This window comes from Pseudolactococcus insecticola (genome assembly GCF_011170065.1).
In the GTDB taxonomy this organism is placed as follows: Bacteria; Bacillota; Bacilli; order Lactobacillales; family Streptococcaceae; genus Pseudolactococcus; species Pseudolactococcus insecticola.
The window spans coordinates 60356-74935 of sequence record NZ_BLLH01000006.1; the positions used below are offsets into that span (position 1 = coordinate 60356).

At 33.2% G+C, this 14580-nt stretch carries 28 protein-coding genes; 5 read left to right on the forward strand and 23 right to left on the reverse strand.

The features are described 5' to 3' along the window. Positions 1-85 precede the first annotated feature (85 nt). The 9 genes from Hs20B_RS06335 to Hs20B_RS06375 form a co-directional block, all read right to left on the reverse strand. On the reverse strand, positions 86-1657 hold the full coding sequence (locus Hs20B_RS06335; RefSeq protein WP_172356715.1) for an FtsK/SpoIIIE domain-containing protein: 1572 nt from the start codon (positions 1655-1657) through the stop codon (positions 86-88). A 71-nt stretch (positions 1658-1728) separates the two neighbouring features. Then, positions 1729-2232 carry a hypothetical protein gene (locus tag Hs20B_RS06340; RefSeq protein ID WP_172356717.1) on the reverse strand — a complete coding sequence of 168 codons (504 nt, stop codon included), beginning with the start codon at positions 2230-2232 and terminating at the stop codon, positions 1729-1731. Next, on the reverse strand, positions 2232-2570 hold the full coding sequence (locus tag Hs20B_RS06345) for a hypothetical protein (protein WP_172356719.1): 339 nt from the start codon (positions 2568-2570) through the stop codon (positions 2232-2234). Before Hs20B_RS06345 ends, Hs20B_RS06340 begins: the two co-directional genes overlap by 1 nt. Before the next feature lie 63 nt (positions 2571-2633). Further along, on the reverse strand, positions 2634-3089 hold the full coding sequence (locus Hs20B_RS06350; RefSeq protein ID WP_172356721.1) for a helix-turn-helix domain-containing protein: 456 nt from the start codon (positions 3087-3089) through the stop codon (positions 2634-2636). Positions 3090-3103: 14 nt separating this feature from the next. After that, positions 3104-3277: a hypothetical protein gene (locus Hs20B_RS06355; protein WP_172356723.1), complete on the reverse strand. Its 174-nt coding sequence runs from the start codon at positions 3275-3277 to the stop codon at positions 3104-3106. Between the two features lie 760 nt (positions 3278-4037). Next, complete coding sequence (locus Hs20B_RS06360) at positions 4038-4301, reverse strand: hypothetical protein (protein ID WP_172356725.1); 264 nt, start codon at positions 4299-4301, stop codon at positions 4038-4040. Between the two features lie 170 nt (positions 4302-4471). After that, positions 4472-4702: a hypothetical protein gene (locus Hs20B_RS06365; protein WP_172356727.1), complete on the reverse strand. Its 231-nt coding sequence runs from the start codon at positions 4700-4702 to the stop codon at positions 4472-4474. 40 nt (positions 4703-4742) lie between these two features. Further along, positions 4743-5045 carry a type II toxin-antitoxin system RelE/ParE family toxin gene (locus Hs20B_RS06370; protein WP_172356729.1) on the reverse strand — a complete coding sequence of 101 codons (303 nt, stop codon included), beginning with the start codon at positions 5043-5045 and terminating at the stop codon, positions 4743-4745. A 3-nt stretch (positions 5046-5048) separates the two neighbouring features. Continuing rightward, positions 5049-5249, reverse strand: coding sequence for a hypothetical protein (locus tag Hs20B_RS06375; protein WP_172356731.1), 201 nt, complete (start codon positions 5247-5249; stop codon positions 5049-5051). A 1564-nt stretch (positions 5250-6813) separates the two neighbouring features. Here Hs20B_RS06375 and Hs20B_RS06380 point away from each other — a divergent pair. Continuing rightward, positions 6814-7212 carry a helix-turn-helix domain-containing protein gene (locus Hs20B_RS06380; protein ID WP_172356733.1) on the forward strand — a complete coding sequence of 133 codons (399 nt, stop codon included), beginning with the start codon at positions 6814-6816 and terminating at the stop codon, positions 7210-7212. Here the strand turns inward: Hs20B_RS06380 and Hs20B_RS06385 are convergent. From Hs20B_RS06385 to Hs20B_RS06400, 4 genes are read right to left on the reverse strand one after another with little or no spacing between them, the layout of a single operon-like run. Then, positions 7193-7423: a hypothetical protein gene (locus Hs20B_RS06385; RefSeq protein WP_172356735.1), complete on the reverse strand. Its 231-nt coding sequence runs from the start codon at positions 7421-7423 to the stop codon at positions 7193-7195. The two genes, Hs20B_RS06380 and Hs20B_RS06385, sit on opposite strands and share 20 nt — an antisense overlap. Before the next feature lie 56 nt (positions 7424-7479). Further along, positions 7480-7791 carry a nucleotidyltransferase family protein gene (locus tag Hs20B_RS06390; protein ID WP_172356737.1) on the reverse strand — a complete coding sequence of 104 codons (312 nt, stop codon included), beginning with the start codon at positions 7789-7791 and terminating at the stop codon, positions 7480-7482. Between the two features lie 29 nt (positions 7792-7820). Then, complete coding sequence (locus Hs20B_RS06395) at positions 7821-8102, reverse strand: type II toxin-antitoxin system RelE/ParE family toxin (RefSeq protein ID WP_172356739.1); 282 nt, start codon at positions 8100-8102, stop codon at positions 7821-7823. A gap of 1 nt (position 8103) precedes the next feature. Then, positions 8104-8307, reverse strand: a complete 204-nt coding sequence (locus Hs20B_RS06400; protein WP_172356741.1) for a hypothetical protein — start codon at positions 8305-8307, stop codon at positions 8104-8106. Positions 8308-9469: 1162 nt separating this feature from the next. Between Hs20B_RS06400 and Hs20B_RS06405 the strand changes: the two genes are divergently transcribed. Together Hs20B_RS06405 and Hs20B_RS06410 are read left to right on the forward strand one after the other, a co-directional pair. After that, complete coding sequence (locus tag Hs20B_RS06405) at positions 9470-10309, forward strand: hypothetical protein (RefSeq protein ID WP_172356743.1); 840 nt, start codon at positions 9470-9472, stop codon at positions 10307-10309. A 1-nt stretch (position 10310) separates the two neighbouring features. Continuing rightward, entirely contained in the window at positions 10311-10652 is a 342-nt protein-coding gene (locus Hs20B_RS06410; protein ID WP_172356745.1) for a helix-turn-helix domain-containing protein, read from the forward strand. On the opposite strand, the gene Hs20B_RS06415 is transcribed toward Hs20B_RS06410, so the two are convergent. Further along, on the reverse strand, positions 10622-11050 hold the full coding sequence (locus tag Hs20B_RS06415) for a hypothetical protein (protein WP_172356747.1): 429 nt from the start codon (positions 11048-11050) through the stop codon (positions 10622-10624). The genes Hs20B_RS06410 and Hs20B_RS06415 overlap by 31 nt on opposite strands. 35 nt (positions 11051-11085) lie before the next feature. Here Hs20B_RS06415 and Hs20B_RS06420 point away from each other — a divergent pair, with 35 nt between their 5' ends. Continuing rightward, positions 11086-11391: a hypothetical protein gene (locus Hs20B_RS06420; protein ID WP_172356749.1), complete on the forward strand. Its 306-nt coding sequence runs from the start codon at positions 11086-11088 to the stop codon at positions 11389-11391. Between the two features lie 17 nt (positions 11392-11408). Next, positions 11409-11837 (forward strand): ImmA/IrrE family metallo-endopeptidase, encoded by a 429-nt coding sequence (locus Hs20B_RS06425; protein WP_172356751.1) that lies wholly within the window; start codon positions 11409-11411, stop codon positions 11835-11837. Between the two features lie 29 nt (positions 11838-11866). Here the strand turns inward: Hs20B_RS06425 and Hs20B_RS06430 are convergent, their stop codons facing one another. The 9 genes from Hs20B_RS06430 to Hs20B_RS06470 form a co-directional block, all read right to left on the reverse strand. After that, positions 11867-12109: a DUF4160 domain-containing protein gene (locus Hs20B_RS06430; protein ID WP_172356753.1), complete on the reverse strand. Its 243-nt coding sequence runs from the start codon at positions 12107-12109 to the stop codon at positions 11867-11869. Then, positions 12102-12356: a hypothetical protein gene (locus Hs20B_RS06435; RefSeq protein ID WP_172356837.1), complete on the reverse strand. Its 255-nt coding sequence runs from the start codon at positions 12354-12356 to the stop codon at positions 12102-12104. The genes Hs20B_RS06430 and Hs20B_RS06435 overlap by 8 nt, the downstream gene beginning before the upstream one ends. Positions 12357-12413: 57 nt before the next feature. After that, positions 12414-12665 (reverse strand): hypothetical protein, encoded by a 252-nt coding sequence (locus Hs20B_RS06440; protein ID WP_172356755.1) that lies wholly within the window; start codon positions 12663-12665, stop codon positions 12414-12416. After that, entirely contained in the window at positions 12658-12918 is a 261-nt protein-coding gene (locus tag Hs20B_RS06445; protein WP_172356757.1) for a DUF2442 domain-containing protein, read from the reverse strand. Before Hs20B_RS06445 ends, Hs20B_RS06440 begins: the two co-directional genes overlap by 8 nt. Beyond that, complete coding sequence (locus tag Hs20B_RS06450) at positions 12915-13151, reverse strand: hypothetical protein (RefSeq protein WP_172356759.1); 237 nt, start codon at positions 13149-13151, stop codon at positions 12915-12917. Before Hs20B_RS06450 ends, Hs20B_RS06445 begins: the two co-directional genes overlap by 4 nt. A gap of 33 nt (positions 13152-13184) precedes the next feature. Next, positions 13185-13430 (reverse strand): DUF4160 domain-containing protein, encoded by a 246-nt coding sequence (locus tag Hs20B_RS06455; protein ID WP_172356761.1) that lies wholly within the window; start codon positions 13428-13430, stop codon positions 13185-13187. Continuing rightward, positions 13423-13686, reverse strand: coding sequence for a hypothetical protein (locus Hs20B_RS06460; protein ID WP_172356763.1), 264 nt, complete (start codon positions 13684-13686; stop codon positions 13423-13425). The genes Hs20B_RS06455 and Hs20B_RS06460 overlap by 8 nt, the downstream gene beginning before the upstream one ends. Positions 13687-13816: 130 nt before the next feature. Next, positions 13817-14107 (reverse strand): type II toxin-antitoxin system RelB/DinJ family antitoxin, encoded by a 291-nt coding sequence (locus Hs20B_RS06465; RefSeq protein WP_172356765.1) that lies wholly within the window; start codon positions 14105-14107, stop codon positions 13817-13819. An 87-nt stretch (positions 14108-14194) separates the two neighbouring features. Further along, the gene (locus tag Hs20B_RS06470; protein ID WP_172356767.1) at positions 14195-14467 is read right to left on the reverse strand and encodes a hypothetical protein; all 273 of its coding nucleotides are present in this window, start codon (positions 14465-14467) and stop codon (positions 14195-14197) included. Between the last annotated feature and the right edge of the window lie 113 nt (positions 14468-14580).

Genomic DNA, 14580 nt, shown 5'->3' on the forward strand with positions numbered 1-14580 from the left:
TTGCCTAAATCGTATCGCTAACACGTCTCTTATGCCTAAACCGTATCGCTTCCGCCCTACGCAAAGACCCAAGAAAGCCGAAAGACTAATCTTCGACTACCGAAAATTTTTCCCCGACTTCATTAACAACAGCTTCTTGCCAAGTAGATTTTGTCTGATTCTTGAAAGCAACTATACGTTCAAATAGGGATAAATCACCGTCATTTAGCTCTTTTGATAACTCAAATTCTCTATCAACCAATAACTTCGTAATTTCCCCAAGCGTCCGTGGATGGATTCCAAGTTTTTCCGCAAACTCTTGTTTCGTATATGAAACAACTACATCTTCTTCTGTTTCAAGTTCAAGTCTCGGCATTGCTTCATACGCATCCCAAAAAGTAAAATCTTTCGCAGGTGGCATCTGAGGAGATAAAAATTGACGTGGTGATTCACCGTTGACCCCGTAATATCCCATACCAAACACACGTCTGCCATCAATTTCTTTGATATACTTGAAATTCTTGTTTGAGTTTGGAAAAAGAATATCATAAGATGTATTAGACAATCGTCCAACGGTGACACGTGTCATGATATTGTCACGTATTGTTGTCGGAATATCATCTGACTTGATATTTTGTGTCGCAATAATCATGAAAATACCCGCTTGACGACCTTTTAGAATAATCTGTTTAATTGCCGACATGACTTCCATAGAGCTAATAGGCGCACGCTCTTCTGCAGAACGTCCCATTTTAAATCCTAATTCATCTTCAACAGCTGACATGAAAGATGGAAACTCATCAACCATAATAAAATAAGGTTTTAAGCCGTACGTATGAAAGGCTTCCATTTGCTTTTCTTTTTTTGCCTTCGATAACTTGCGCATCTGACCATAACGTTGATCCATGAAACTTTTAACATCAATCAAACGTTGTCCCATTTCAAGCGTTTCTGAAAAGATTCTATCTTTTAACACAGGTATCTCGTTCAAAGGTACGAAATCACTTTGTTTTGGATCTAAAATATCTACTACGCTATATTTCAATAAACCAATCAACATTGAACGCATCAGAACTGTTTTACCACCACCAGTACCACCAGCAATCATTAGATGCGGATTGCCAATATAGTCCCATACAACGTCCTTCATGAGCTGTAAGCCTCCCTTAGGTGTACCTGCAATTTCACTACTCTTCAAGACGTTATCAAGTAAACCACTCATGAATTTGTAGTTAATATAACCTGTTTCATCAATCATGTCGATCATATCCAGCGAAAAAGTAATCTCTAAATCACCCGATATTTTGAGCAGCTTTTGTTGATGCTTGTTACCCTTCAGACCAAAAGTGACGATATAAGCACGATCTTTATAGCTGAAAAACGTCTCTACATACTTTAATTTACGTTTTGCATCTTTATTTTTCGATTTTTTCTCTGTCACATAACCATTTTCTTCCAAAAAAAATCGCAACATTCTGCGATACTTTAATACTCTGAAAAAGCTAAACTTTTGAAGCTGACGATAAACTGCTACTACGCCAAAGGCATAAATCAGACCTGTTACAACGCACAAAATCCAAGTTGCAGGTGTCGTATATGCTTTTGTGAACCAAAAAAATACAAACCAGAAACCCAAAAAAGGCAAGGACAATATAATCACTTCCAACGGTAGCGTCATTTTGTCCTTATTGCCTATTTTGAAACCACGGAATCCAAAAAAACTTTTTAGAAATCCCATTGTTTACCTACTTATTTTTTATTTTCTGTTTGTTGTGCTACTTGTTCTTTTGGTTTTGCCGCTTCTTGTTTAGGTGCTTGACCTACTTTTTCAACCGCTTCAGTGCTTGCATAGAATACATATTGTTTATTACGACCTGAGCCTGTTGTATTCACCAAGACATTCAATCCTTTAAGCACCACTTCTTCTTCATATCCAAGAGAATCACCATCGAAATCAATTGGCAATTTAATATCCATGTACTCGCCACGTTTTTCAGAATAAGCAATCAAAGATTTTGAACCGATCTCGCCTGTGTTGTTTGGTGTCCACGGCACAAAGTTTTGTGTTCGTGACAAAAGTTGATGTTTTGTTTGTTCATCTTCTGAATGACTCTCACCATTTTCATCAATATACTCGAACACGTATGCAGTTTCTACACGTGTTGCGTATAGCTTGCCGTATACTTCTTCTTGATCAATTGTAAAACGTGTGTTTTTGCCATCTTTAAAAGTCTCAATACCATATTTAGCCATTATTTAGCCCCCTTAATTTTCACTGTTTCTGCTTTCAAAGCAAGTTGCAATTTTTCTTCGCCATTTTCTGGATAAGTAAAACCAATAAGTTCTGGATTCACCAATTCCACCTCAGTACGTCCGATGCGTGCAGCTTTAGCAAAGTCTTGTTTACTTGCAATGTTCAAGTCAGTTGTCATAACGATAAAGTTTGACTGACCATCACCATCTGCTTTGAAAACAATGTGTGCAGGCAAGGTATCAGATTTTGGTACTGATACGTAGGCTGGAGCTACTTTGACAACTCCGTTTTTGACAAGTTCCTCAAGTTTTACAGGAACACTAGTTAATTGTGACATATGATTATGTCTCCTTTTTCTTTTTATTTTCGCCTTTTAACGACTTGCTTAGGTCATAATCAATTAAATATTGACCAATAAAAACTGATCTAGTTTTTCTACAAACGTCTGCCGATTCATTTGTAAATATGTTCTTTCTCTACTGTCCACGCCAAGCGCATCGTATTGTTTGAGCGTGCTGTGATAAGCAGCTCTTGCATAATTCGGGGCTTGTTGATACATGCCAACCGAAAACACAAAATTATCATAAAGACGTTGTATGTTTTCTGCCAATGCCTTTTGTTTACGCTCAACATTCTCTTCTACCCGTGTCAAAGTTTCTTGATTAAAACGATTGACTTTCAGATAGATGATTACTTTAGCCTTCATTTTCGGTGAAAAAAGCCAATAACCTTTCTCAACGTTTTCAATCGTTGTCACACTGATGCCAACTTCTTTAGCAAATTCACTTTGCGACATATGTAGTTTTTTACGAATACTTCTTAAGTCCATATCGGATATTATAATAACATCACTCATAGCACTCCTTTCTTTCACTTTTCAAATAGTTCATGAATAACAAAATCAGCAAAGAACTCCCATTCCCTGCCGCATTTTTCTTTTTCTCTAAATATTTTTCTAAACGCATAAATAAATTGATTTTCTTTCTTTTCTGGAAAATCTGTGTCATTTAAAGCATTCCTTGTTTCAAAATTGTTAGTTTTCATTCTTTTCATCTCTTTTCTCTATATCTGCTAATTACTTCCTCCACATAAAATTTATACAAAAAAAGGCACCATCTTTGCGACAATGCCTAAGCAACTGGTGGGAATCGAACCCACACTTTTAAAGAAAATTACATAAAAGAGACATTCAAAATCGGGAAATATTAAAAGTCTCGCCACGAGCAGTTGTGTCAAAAAAGCAGTTTTATGACTTGCTTAGGTCAGCCAAACAATAAGCTCCCAAAATAAAAATTGGGCTTGATATGGTGCTTCCAAAAATTGTAAAATTTAAGGTATAATAAAAGTACAAATCTTAGGAGTGCATAAATTTTATGAAACCATTTTTTAATTTTATTGATCCATTATTTAGTTCCTTGGCAAACATCTTCACTGTTGTCTTTGCAGTTCCTCAATTATGGAAAATGATAAAGTTCTCAAAACAAAAACATTCTGAATCACAAAATACTAACATCAATAATTCTATAACCAACAACTCTGTTATAAATTACGCTGAAACTAATAATTTTTATGGTTATTCTAGAAAAAATTTTTCTAATTATGGAAGTCCAACACCAATCGAAATGAAAAACTATGATTATGATAGTAAAAGAATTTCGAATATACTTTTCTTTACAACAAATACAATAATTCTTTTCTATCTGGTTCAGTATTGGGTTTCTAATCCAATCACCTTAACTTTTGAAACAGTCACAGATATTCAAATTTCAATACAACATCTAGCGCTATCCTTTATCTCATCTTTTCAAAAAACTTTTAGTTTAACTTGGTTCGCCCAATTTATCATTTCATTTTTGGTAGTATTAAAAATGATATTCACCAAAAATATTTTATACCGCACCAGAAATATACTTTTATATTTCTGGTCAATTGTTTTTACAGGATACTTGAAGTATATATTTTCAAAAATTAGATGGACTGACTCTATCTTTTCTATTTTCTCACCAACTTCACCTAACTTATCCCTAGAAACTTTCAAACCCTCACTCACTTGTTTTGCTGTGTTCATACTATTTTTTCAGATTGTCTATACTATTTTCCTTCTTAATTCAGGAATTAAAATTTTATGTATTGGTGAACTTTATTATCCCGAAAAAGAATTCCTGTCAAAAAAAATAAACCACGACAAACTTTTCATTCTCATAGCACCAATAATTTTGTCTATCTTTTGGTATTGTTTCAAATTATATATTTTAAAATAAATAGCCAAATAATATATATGCTCAGTAAAATTAAAAAAAACAACGTGTATAATCCAAGAATTATTGACGGAACCATACTAAACCTTTTCATCAATTTACTATCCATAATTTTATTAACTCTTCTTGCTATTTTCTCCATGATAGCAAAATATCTTCTCATCATTTTATCGACAATAGTCAGATCATCTTCACTTTCGTTTTCTTTCATGCTATTAGCTTTCTTTTAAACAAAAAACGACTGGATTTTTTCAGTCGTTTAATTCTAGTTCATTTATCCAATTTTCTTTTTCTGAAAAGATACGGACAATTATCACTCTATCCGTTAACTCCAAATGAAAATATAAATATTTCCAATGTGTCATTTTCCTCAACGGATCTTTTCCTTCCACATATGGAAATCCTGACAGTTCATCTGAAAGTAAATCCATTGCTTTTAGAAATTCATTTCTAAACCTTGCCACTGCCTTTGTAGAGCTTTGGAGCGACAAATATTCCTCTAACCGTTGTAAATCCTCTTGAGCACTTTTAGATAGTTCAACACTTCTTCTCACTAATCAAGCCCACCCTAAATTTTCTAAAACTCTGTCCACGGGAATTGGGCTGTCTTCAATGAGAGAAACATAACCTTTTTCAATTTCATTATCAAACTTAATTTGTGCTTTTAATCGTTTATTCTCGGCTAAAATTTCATTATACTCACTTTTAGTCAAAATAACAACGTCTTCATCATGCTCAATGAATTTCGGACTCATCATATTCGCTACCTCCTGTTTACCTTATTATACTATCTTTAATACCTTTCAGCAACCATCAGGAGTTACACCTGCTTTATGATACTCTCGGTCACATAATAAATAGCTCAATCCGAAAACTGAGCTATCCGTATTTTTAAAATTACAATCCCATCAAGAAACAAGCACTTTGATCTAGTATCGAGTTCATTGACGATTATTTTCTTTATTACTAAAGAAACAAACACCAGACATTGTCTAGCTCATTGATAATCGTTTTCTTGGTCTGATAAAAACAACCGCTGAAACTCTTATCAGCTGAAATCTACTGATTTTTCTATCAACTCAGATATGGTTTTGTAAGTTTTGATTATTAAGCTATAATGAACTTATAGCAATGAAATAATATTAAAAATAAATTGTTCTTGATTGAGCTTTGAACCTAAAATCACGAAACAATTTATAAAAAGGAGTATCGACAGTTAAGTTGATACTCCTTTTTTTGTTGTATTTTTATATCGCTATTATTTCTTGCGAAATTGAGTCAAAAATAGACGATTGATTTTGTGATATAATTTCTTTATCGAAAAGAATTTAAAAAATCCCAAGTTTTCCAACAACCTACGAATTATTTGTGCAATAATTAAGCTAATAATAACCCTAATTACATCTCCTTGACTCACGTCTTTTCCTCACATTCCATTTTATCAAATCAGAAAGGAAGTTTATGATAAAAGAATTTTTCTTCAAGATTATGCAATTACTGATAATCTTAGTCTCTATACCAGCAATTATTATTGAATTTGTATTTTCAATCATTTTCACGAACATTTACATGATAATCACAGAAATAATCGTTGGTGTTGTTATCGTTATATTAACGAAAATGATTCATTTCTGAACCACCATTATTTTTTCAATTTTGAATTGTTTTCTTCAATCGTTCAACCAGCATTTTCTGCACTTGATTCTGACCTCTTTTGTACTTGTTGTTCAGCCTGTGATCATCACTGATAGATTTTTAGTCATCTATCGGTCTAGCAACTTTCCGCTTGGTACCCAGAATCTTCAAGGCTTTAAGTGTGCTGATGGCTCTTATCCTCGCCAACTACTTTTTGTCATTTTTCCCACGTGTGGGTTCTCCTGACACCTCATAGGAGTTCACGTTCGCCGCTCTCCTGACAGCTTTTATACGTGCCTGCGTAACACGTTGTGAGAGCTGCCAAATTTCGACAGCGAGATCCTGACAACCGTGGCTAGTTTTGATATAATAGTAATGTCTAGTTATTACTATATCATCTAGTAAGGTTGCGTATCCGTGTTTCTCACGGTTATTCAATTTTCAAAGATCGAATCCTATCTTTTTTTGATACCTACAAAATTTGTTTTGATGAACAATTATGTTCTTTGATTTTGTTGGTTATTTTGGATAGGTGTATGCTTCAACTAATTGCTCATTTTGCGATGAGCTTTTAGTTCAGAATTTCAGTTAAGCAATTGCTTAACTTAATTACAGTTTAACTCATTGCTTAAATTTTGTCAAGCGTTTTTTAAATAAATTTAAATTTATTTTTCGGAGGAAAATCACATGTTGCCTGAAAGACTGAAAACACTACGTTTAGAAGCAAAATTGACCCAAAAAGAAATTTCAGAAAAACTTGAAATTTCCGTCCCAGCATATTTATATTGGGAAAAAGGAACACGAGTTCCTAGTCTTGAACGTTTACAAGAATTAGCTAAAATTCTCAATGTTTCAACTGACTATCTTTTAGGTAACACTAATCAAAAAAATATGAATAGTGAACTTGACCAGCTAAAAAATGACATTCTCGCTTCAGCAACTCTTATTGGAAAACAGCTTTGGAGCAGACTAGACGTCTGGGTAGATAATGATTTAATACCTCGTGAAAAATACAGCATCATCGCAGGCGATTTTGAAACATTGATTTCTGAGATTCAAAGTGAACTCACAGCTCTTGTTGAATAAATTTTACTACTAATTGTTCAAGCTCCGAAATTGATTTCAAGTAGTCAGCTTTATTTTCTTCTACCTTCTTAAAGATTTCTTTAAACTTACCGTCCCTTGGAACATCATCTAAAAGACTAAATCGCCTTTTGATCTCCTCTTTTCCAAAATAAATCTCACTCATCATTTTCTCGATGACAGTTAAATCATCTTTAACTTCGTTTTCTTTCATACTATTACCTTTCTTTAAAAAACAAAAAACGACTAGATTTATAGTCGTTTTTATCGTCATAGAATACCCATCATTTCTTTAGTAACATTGAAATTAAAATCCTTGCGTTTGGCAGTATTGTTATTCTTCAAAACCTCAAATTCAATAATATCAACGTGATGTTTCAACTCTTCTTCTAATTCTTCTTTTATATCAAACAAAATATCATAATCAAGAATATTTGAAGAATCAATCACCAAATCAATATCACTGTTTTCGGTCGGTTTATTTCGTGCATAAGAACCAAAAAGATAAACTTTAGGAATATTATATTTTTGCGCAATCGGTTTAACTTTTTCTTTGATTTCATCAATCGTTAATACTGTCACTATTTTTCCTCCTAATTGATTTCTTTATTTCAACTTATCTCGTTTATCCAATCTTCTTTTTCAGAAAACACTCTTTCAATTTCAATCACTTTATTGTAATTGACATAAAAGTAAATATACTTATAATGAACTTTCTTCCTATAATTTGTTTCCAAAATTCTAGGACTGCCTTCAGGATTAGCAGAAATAACTTCTACTGCTTTTAATAATTCATTTCTAAATTTTCTCAATGCTTGCGGATACTCGCTCAAAAAATATTCGAGTCGCTCTACGTCATTCAAGGCTTCATCTGCAAAAACAATATCTTTCAAATCAAACCCAGCCCAATTTCTCTTTCAAGTCAGTCAGTGAATGCGTTTCTCCATCGTTACGCTGACGAAATGAGGATTTTTCCATTTCTTGGAAGAACTTCACTTGCGCTTTTAAAGCACTATTTTCTTTTTGCAGATCATTATATTCACTTTTGGTCAAAATAACAACATCTTCATCATGTTCAATGAATTTCGGACTCATCATATTCACTACCTCCTGTTTACCTTATTATACTATCTTTAACACCTTTCAGCAACCAGCAGGAGTTGCACCTACTTTGCGATACTCTCGGTCACATAATAAATAGCTCAATCCGAAAACTGAGCTATCCGTATTTTTAAAATTACAATCCCATCAAGAAACAAGCACTTTGATCTAGTATCGAGTTCATTGACGATTATTTTCTTTATTACTAAAGAAACAAACACCAGACATTGTCTGGCTCATTGATAATCGTTTTCTTGGTCTGACAGAAACAACCGCTGAAACACTTATCAGCTGAAATCTTTTTGATTTTTCTACCAACTCAGATATGGTTTTGTAAGTTTTGATTATTAAGCTATAATGAACTTATAGCAATGAAATAATATTAAAATAAATTGTTCTTGATTGAGCTTTGAACCTAAAATCACGAAACAATTTATAAAAAGGAGTATCGACAGTTAAGTTGATAGTCCTTTTTTGTTTTTGTAAATAAATTTTTCAATTTTGAATTGTTTTCTTCAATCGTTCAACTAGCATTTTCTGCACTTGATTCTGACCTCTTTTGTACTTGTTGTTCAGCCTGTGATCATCACTGATAGATTTTTAGTCATCTATCGGTCTAGCAACTTTCCGCTTGGTACCCAGAATCTTCAAGGCTTTAAGTGTGCTGATGGCTCTTATCCTCGCCAACTACTTTTTGTCATTTTTCCCACGTGTGGGTTCTCCTGACACCTCATAGGAGTTCACGTTCGCCGCTCTCCTGACAGCTTTTATACGTGCCTGCGTAACACGTTGTGAGAGCTGCCAAATTTCGGCAGCGAGATCCTGACAACCGTGGCTAGTTTTGATATAATAGTAATGTCTAGTTATTACTATATCATCTAGTAAGGTTGCGTATCCGTGTTTCTCACGGTTATTCAATTTTCAAAGATCGAATCCTATCTTTTTTTGATACCTACAAAATTTGTTTTGATGAACAATTATGTTCTTTGATTTTGTTGGTTATTTTGGATAGGTGTATGCTTCAACTAATTGCTCATTTTGCGATGGGCTTTTAGTTGAAAAGTTTTGTAGTTTTTTTACTACATTGTTATTCTAACACTTAAAATATTTTCTGTCAACACTTTTGTCAAAAAAATTCAAAAAAAGATTGGAGTCGAAAATGTCCCTGTTTAATCCAAATAATCTTCATCTTAATCGACCAGATGTCATACGACAAAATCAAAGAATCCTCGAAACAATCAATCCAAATATTAACTATGAAGTACTCCTAAAACAGATTGAAAAAGAAAAAAATCCTAAGATCATTGAATTGAAAGAAATCATCAAGACACAAATTCTATCTAAAATAGCTGAAAAAGAAATTGATGGTGTTTTTAGAAAACTTCAAAAAGAAAATTTAGGATTGTATGAAATATTTTCAAACGTAGGGACGAATGATGAAAAACTCAAACACGAAGTTGATATTTATCTACTTGGAAATTTTGGACTAATCGAAATATCAGTAAAAATAAGAAATACAATTACTGGAATAGATATTTCCAATAATTTATACACGCAAATCTTTGCTTGGAAATCATACAGAAAACAGATGATTTTAAAGAAAGAATCTACAGAACTTGGCAAGAGTACTATTCGCCATTTTGACGTCATTCCCAAATGGATTGAACAAGAAACTAATTACACTTTTTCAACTGACTACTACAAACAATATTTAGTAATTTCCTCAAAAAATAATATCAAATTGACTTCTGATAAGCTTAACTTAAAATATAAATCAAAATTCCTTTTACTAAATAAAAATAACTTAGATTTAATTATAGACGCCGTCAAATTTTCCCCTCCATTACTTTCTGATGAAGAAGTAAAGATCATCTCAAACGCATTACACAATCATATTGATTTTAAAGAAGAAAACATTATTGTCTCAAATATGATGTTAATTAGCGAAAAAATATTTTCTGACACACAACTGTGCAGCATGATAAAAAAAGGAGTCTAAAATGTTTTTCGAAATTATAAAATCACTCGCAAATGAAAAAAAATTATCTATAAATCAGCTTGAAAGAGAACTAGGATATTCAAGAAACTCTTTAGCAAATTATAAATCAAAAAAATCAAAACCATCTGCTAAAAGAGTAGATGAGTTAGCAAAATTTTTCAATGTTTCAACAGACTATCTTTTAGGCAACACTGACAAGCGCTCCTCACAACTTGATATAGACCTTGACGAAGCACTGGATAAATCAGTCGCCTATGACGGAAACGAGCTGTCAGAGAACGATAGAGAAGCTATCAAGTACCTGCTTAAAGATTACTTCGCAAAAAAAGATGGTAATCTTTGATAATCATCATCCCAACCATCTCTTTTTGAAATAACATACATCTCTATATCCCTAAGCGCTTGTTCCATATAATCAATATCTGGTTTATGCAGATCAAATTTTTTCAAAAGATCTGTGGGTGTGTAAGGTGATGTACTATTATATTGCATCAAGAGACGCCGATAGCCCCTCTTAACCACGATAAACATCGCTCTAAGCTCTAGTAATAGCTCCTCGTCTTCACAATAAGATATATGCGTTCTAAACCTTTCGAGACCTTCTACCACCCGAAGCAAATGACGGCGCTCGTATTTGCTCATCTCAACTTCAGCCGCAATATCTGATACCCCCATTCTTATTTCTAAAGCAGACATTGCCACTCTTCCTTTTACAACTTCAAACTCTTCTTTTTCTAACATATAAAAACCTTTCTAAATTACAGGAGATATCCCCCATGTCACACACAAATATTCCAGCTGAATCTCTAGCCGAAGAACATTACAAGCAAAATTGTGAAATTTTATCCTACTATCAAACAAAAATCCCCTGTGAGCATTACGAAGCTATTGAGAAGATTTTTTATAAGCAATTTATTTTCGCTCTTAGTTTTGATGAATCCCATTTCGACAAACATCTAACGCTCCAAAAATTCAGCGAAATCCATTCTGAAATTAAAAAAATCTACGATAATCTTGACCTGCTTGATTCTCTTGAAATAAGCAACAACTATTACATCCAAAAAATGCTAACCACTTTATAGAATATCGGAAACAATCTATGGACTTATCTAAAATCATACAAGAAACAGAAAAACTTGGTCTCATAATCTTGTTTTCCATTCCAGATAGTTATGAAGAAAAGGGACGGCTTGTCCCTATTCGTAATCGATTCATTATCATCGTCAACATAGAGCTTGATGACGATGAAAAGATTCAAGTTATTCTTCATGAACGAGCACATTTCAAAAGCCTTGATACTGAAAACATTTTAAGTCACGTGCCGACTTATCAACACCGTATAGAAAACGAAGCCGAAAAGGATCGGATTCGAGATTTTATGTCCTTGATTGCCCACGATTACCCAATAGATGATGATTTTAACTACATCAAATTTATGGAAAAAGCCTGCATTCCTTCTAGGTATGAATCTTTTGTTAAAGAGACTGCGCAGGACTTTTATTTGGGCAATGAGGAGAATGAAAAATAAAAAAAACAACCTGTGATCGTTTTTTTTTATTATTCTGATGATTGGTATTTATCCCAGAGTTCTTGGTAATACTCACTATTTTCAATAACTATCTTGGAGACATTCTTTAAATCTCGACTTGAAAGCCCACCATCTCTCAGCGTCCCATCTAAAAACATAGAAGCAACCGATTCCCCACGGACATAAATATGGACATGTGCTTGTTGTCTTTTGTGATTATGCTCATTAGTTCTAATTTCAACCGCATACCTGTCATAATAATTTTTAGGCATGAGCAATTCCTTTAACGTAATCTTCCCACGTTTCAAGCCAATTTTCACGATTTCTTGAGATTTCCTTTTTAGCAAACCTCACATCGTAATCAGCCATATCGTTATCATAAAGGACATCTAATGTTTCAAGCGAAAAAATACCGATCAGCTCACCATCATCGTAAAAACGAACTTGTGGTTTATCTGGATTATTTTTTATGTCTTCTTTTGAAAGCTCCAACATAGATTCTCCGAACGTTCCAACTATTTTACGCATTTTATCTTCCTCCCGCTACTCTACATTTTGAAAAAAAAACAAACTTTTTTAATATTCTGATGACTGGTACACATCCCAGAGTTCTTGATACTTTTCTTGATCAATTACAATCGCCCGAGCAATTATTTTCTTTACTTTACCAGAGATGCCATTTAGCCCGTCCTTTACCGTCCCATCCAAAAACATAGACCCTTGCTCAATTCCGCCTATATAAATGTGGACATGTGCTTTTTGCCCTTTATGATTATGTTCATTTGTTCTAACCTCAATACCAAAAATTCCAAAATCATATCTAGGCATAAAACATCTCACTCTTATCATATAGAACTTCAGGTGAAAAATCAGTCTTTTCATCAAAAGCGACATAAGGCGATCTTACTTTTAGATTCCTAAAATTTTCTTCATCTTTCAAATGAGCAAAAATTGGATATTTTTCTATCCATTCCTTGACAGAAAAAACTTTAACCTCTCCGTTCTCATAAAACAATTTTATTTGTTTATTGGCTAAGGGTTCAGCATTTATCAATTTTGGTCGTTCTTCAGCTGTACTCATACCAAATTTTCCTTTTGAACAGCATTCCAATCATTCATAATTTCCTCGTAACGTTCACTCAATGCTTTTTGAGCACAAGCTAAAATTGCTTCTCCAAAATCATCTAAAGGCTCTCCAGTCATTAAAAGCGTACCCAATTCTTCGTCATCTAAATAAATATGAACCCTCGGCGAATTTGGATAACAAATGACATCACTTGTAGCCATTTGCATATAAAGTTTTAATTCTTGCATAAATGTTCCTACTCTTTAGTTTTTTTTTTTTTTTTAATATTCTGATGACTGGTACACATCCCAGAGTTCTTGATAATACTCTGCATTTTCAAGAACAATTTTGGAAATTTTCTTCAAATGCCTATTGGGTATGTCCCCATCTCTTAAGGTACCATCTAAAAATACCGATCCAACTTCCTCACCGTCCATGTAAATATGAACATGAGCTAACTGTTTCTTGTGATTATGTTCATTCATCCTAATTTCAATCCGGTATTTCTCATAAAATTCATTAGGCATGAGCAACACCACTCACATAGTCTTGCCAAGTTTCAAGATAATTATCTTGATTTCTTCCAATCGTCTTTTTGGCAAATTTAATATCATAAATAGACATTTCATTATCATATAAAATATTGAGTGTCTTTAAATCAAAAATACCAATCAGCTCACCATCGTCATAAAAACGAATCTGCGGTTTGTCAGGATTTTTTTTAATATCTTCTTTGTCCATGCTCAATCGCCATTCACCAAACGTACCAACTATTTTACGCATTTTATGTACCTCCTATTTAGTATTATTATACTACTCTAACCCAAAAATCAATCTGTCAAACTGATCTCCATTTATAATCTTTTGAATTTTCAAGTGGAACCTTTGCGACAAGAATATCAAATTCTTCCATTTAAAGCTCCCAACCGTCTAACAAATTTGCTTTTTCTGTTTTAGTCATATCAGAAATGTTTTCTACGGGAATCTCACTAATTAAATTAGGTAATTTATTTTTGCTTTCCACAGAATACCCTACCTTTTCTGTTATGACTTCTGGAGTAAAAGGTATTTTTTTCTCATCGACAACACGTTTAAAAAACATTGTTATCGCAACCGTTGGCGTTAAACCCATTTCTGAAAAATATTGCTCTGCTTTTTGCTGTAAATCATCATCAATTCTGTATGTTTTTTGTATAGTTGTCATAATGAATAATCCTCCACAACTATATTATACATTAAAAATAGTTTTTGTAAACTCATTTAAGCTTAAATAAATTCAAATGAATCACCGTCAACTATTTTCAAGTTCGTCAGCTAAATCAATCAATTCAATGTACTCTGATTTGTCTAGCTCCCTAATAGACATTGCTGCATCATCTCCATTTTGATTTATGAACAAGTTTGTCTGACTTTCTACACTCTCTGCCGCCTGCTCAGCGCTATCTGCTTCAACAACCGCATATGAAATTGGTACAGCTAATGCTTTTCTGTAATTAAAGAATGATACTAAGTATTTTTTCATTCCTACATCCTCTTTTCTTTTTAAATATAAAGTAAAATCCATCAATTCTCACTGATGGACTTTATTTTTTATTCAACTAATGTTTTGTTTTTTCTTGGTTAGTTTTGTGGTTAGTTTTTATATTTTCACTCATTCCTATCGGCTAGAAGCCCTGT

Coding starts and splice junctions, on each gene's coding strand:
- Hs20B_RS06385 (WP_172356735.1), bottom strand. CDS start 7,423: ATGAAAGAAAACGAAGTTAAAGATGATTTAACTGTCATCGAGAAAATG.
- Hs20B_RS06470 (WP_172356767.1), bottom strand. CDS start 14,467: ATGGATTTTACTTTATATTTAAAAAGAAAAGAGGATGTAGGAATGAAA.
- Hs20B_RS06365 (WP_172356727.1), bottom strand. CDS start 4,702: ATGAAAGAAAACGAAAGTGAAGATGATCTGACTATTGTCGATAAAATG.
- Hs20B_RS06375 (WP_172356731.1), bottom strand. CDS start 5,249: ATGATGAGTCCGAAATTCATTGAGCATGATGAAGACGTTGTTATTTTG.
- Hs20B_RS06340 (WP_172356717.1), bottom strand. CDS start 2,232: ATGGCTAAATATGGTATTGAGACTTTTAAAGATGGCAAAAACACACGT.
- Hs20B_RS06355 (WP_172356723.1), bottom strand. CDS start 3,277: ATGAAAACTAACAATTTTGAAACAAGGAATGCTTTAAATGACACAGAT.
- Hs20B_RS06465 (WP_172356765.1), bottom strand. CDS start 14,107: ATGACAACTATACAAAAAACATACAGAATTGATGATGATTTACAGCAA.
- Hs20B_RS06430 (WP_172356753.1), bottom strand. CDS start 12,109: ATGCCTAAAAATTATTATGACAGGTATGCGGTTGAAATTAGAACTAAT.
- Hs20B_RS06400 (WP_172356741.1), bottom strand. CDS start 8,307: ATGATGAGTCCGAAATTCATTGAACATGATGAAGATGTTGTTATTTTG.
- Hs20B_RS06460 (WP_172356763.1), bottom strand. CDS start 13,686: ATGCGTAAAATAGTTGGTACGTTTGGTGAATGGCGATTGAGCATGGAC.
- Hs20B_RS06335 (WP_172356715.1), bottom strand. CDS start 1,657: ATGACGCTACCGTTGGAAGTGATTATATTGTCCTTGCCTTTTTTGGGT.
- Hs20B_RS06415 (WP_172356747.1), bottom strand. CDS start 11,050: ATGTTAGAAAAAGAAGAGTTTGAAGTTGTAAAAGGAAGAGTGGCAATG.
- Hs20B_RS06360 (WP_172356725.1), bottom strand. CDS start 4,301: ATGAACACAGCAAAACAAGTGAGTGAGGGTTTGAAAGTTTCTAGGGAT.
- Hs20B_RS06350 (WP_172356721.1), bottom strand. CDS start 3,089: ATGAGTGATGTTATTATAATATCCGATATGGACTTAAGAAGTATTCGT.
- Hs20B_RS06345 (WP_172356719.1), bottom strand. CDS start 2,570: ATGTCACAATTAACTAGTGTTCCTGTAAAACTTGAGGAACTTGTCAAA.
- Hs20B_RS06425 (WP_172356751.1), top strand. CDS start 11,409: ATGGACTTATCTAAAATCATACAAGAAACAGAAAAACTTGGTCTCATA.
- Hs20B_RS06420 (WP_172356749.1), top strand. CDS start 11,086: ATGTCACACACAAATATTCCAGCTGAATCTCTAGCCGAAGAACATTAC.
- Hs20B_RS06450 (WP_172356759.1), bottom strand. CDS start 13,151: ATGCAAGAATTAAAACTTTATATGCAAATGGCTACAAGTGATGTCATT.
- Hs20B_RS06405 (WP_172356743.1), top strand. CDS start 9,470: ATGTCCCTGTTTAATCCAAATAATCTTCATCTTAATCGACCAGATGTC.
- Hs20B_RS06445 (WP_172356757.1), bottom strand. CDS start 12,918: ATGAGTACAGCTGAAGAACGACCAAAATTGATAAATGCTGAACCCTTA.
- Hs20B_RS06455 (WP_172356761.1), bottom strand. CDS start 13,430: ATGCCTAATGAATTTTATGAGAAATACCGGATTGAAATTAGGATGAAT.
- Hs20B_RS06410 (WP_172356745.1), top strand. CDS start 10,311: ATGTTTTTCGAAATTATAAAATCACTCGCAAATGAAAAAAAATTATCT.
- Hs20B_RS06380 (WP_172356733.1), top strand. CDS start 6,814: ATGTTGCCTGAAAGACTGAAAACACTACGTTTAGAAGCAAAATTGACC.
- Hs20B_RS06440 (WP_172356755.1), bottom strand. CDS start 12,665: ATGCCTAGATATGATTTTGGAATTTTTGGTATTGAGGTTAGAACAAAT.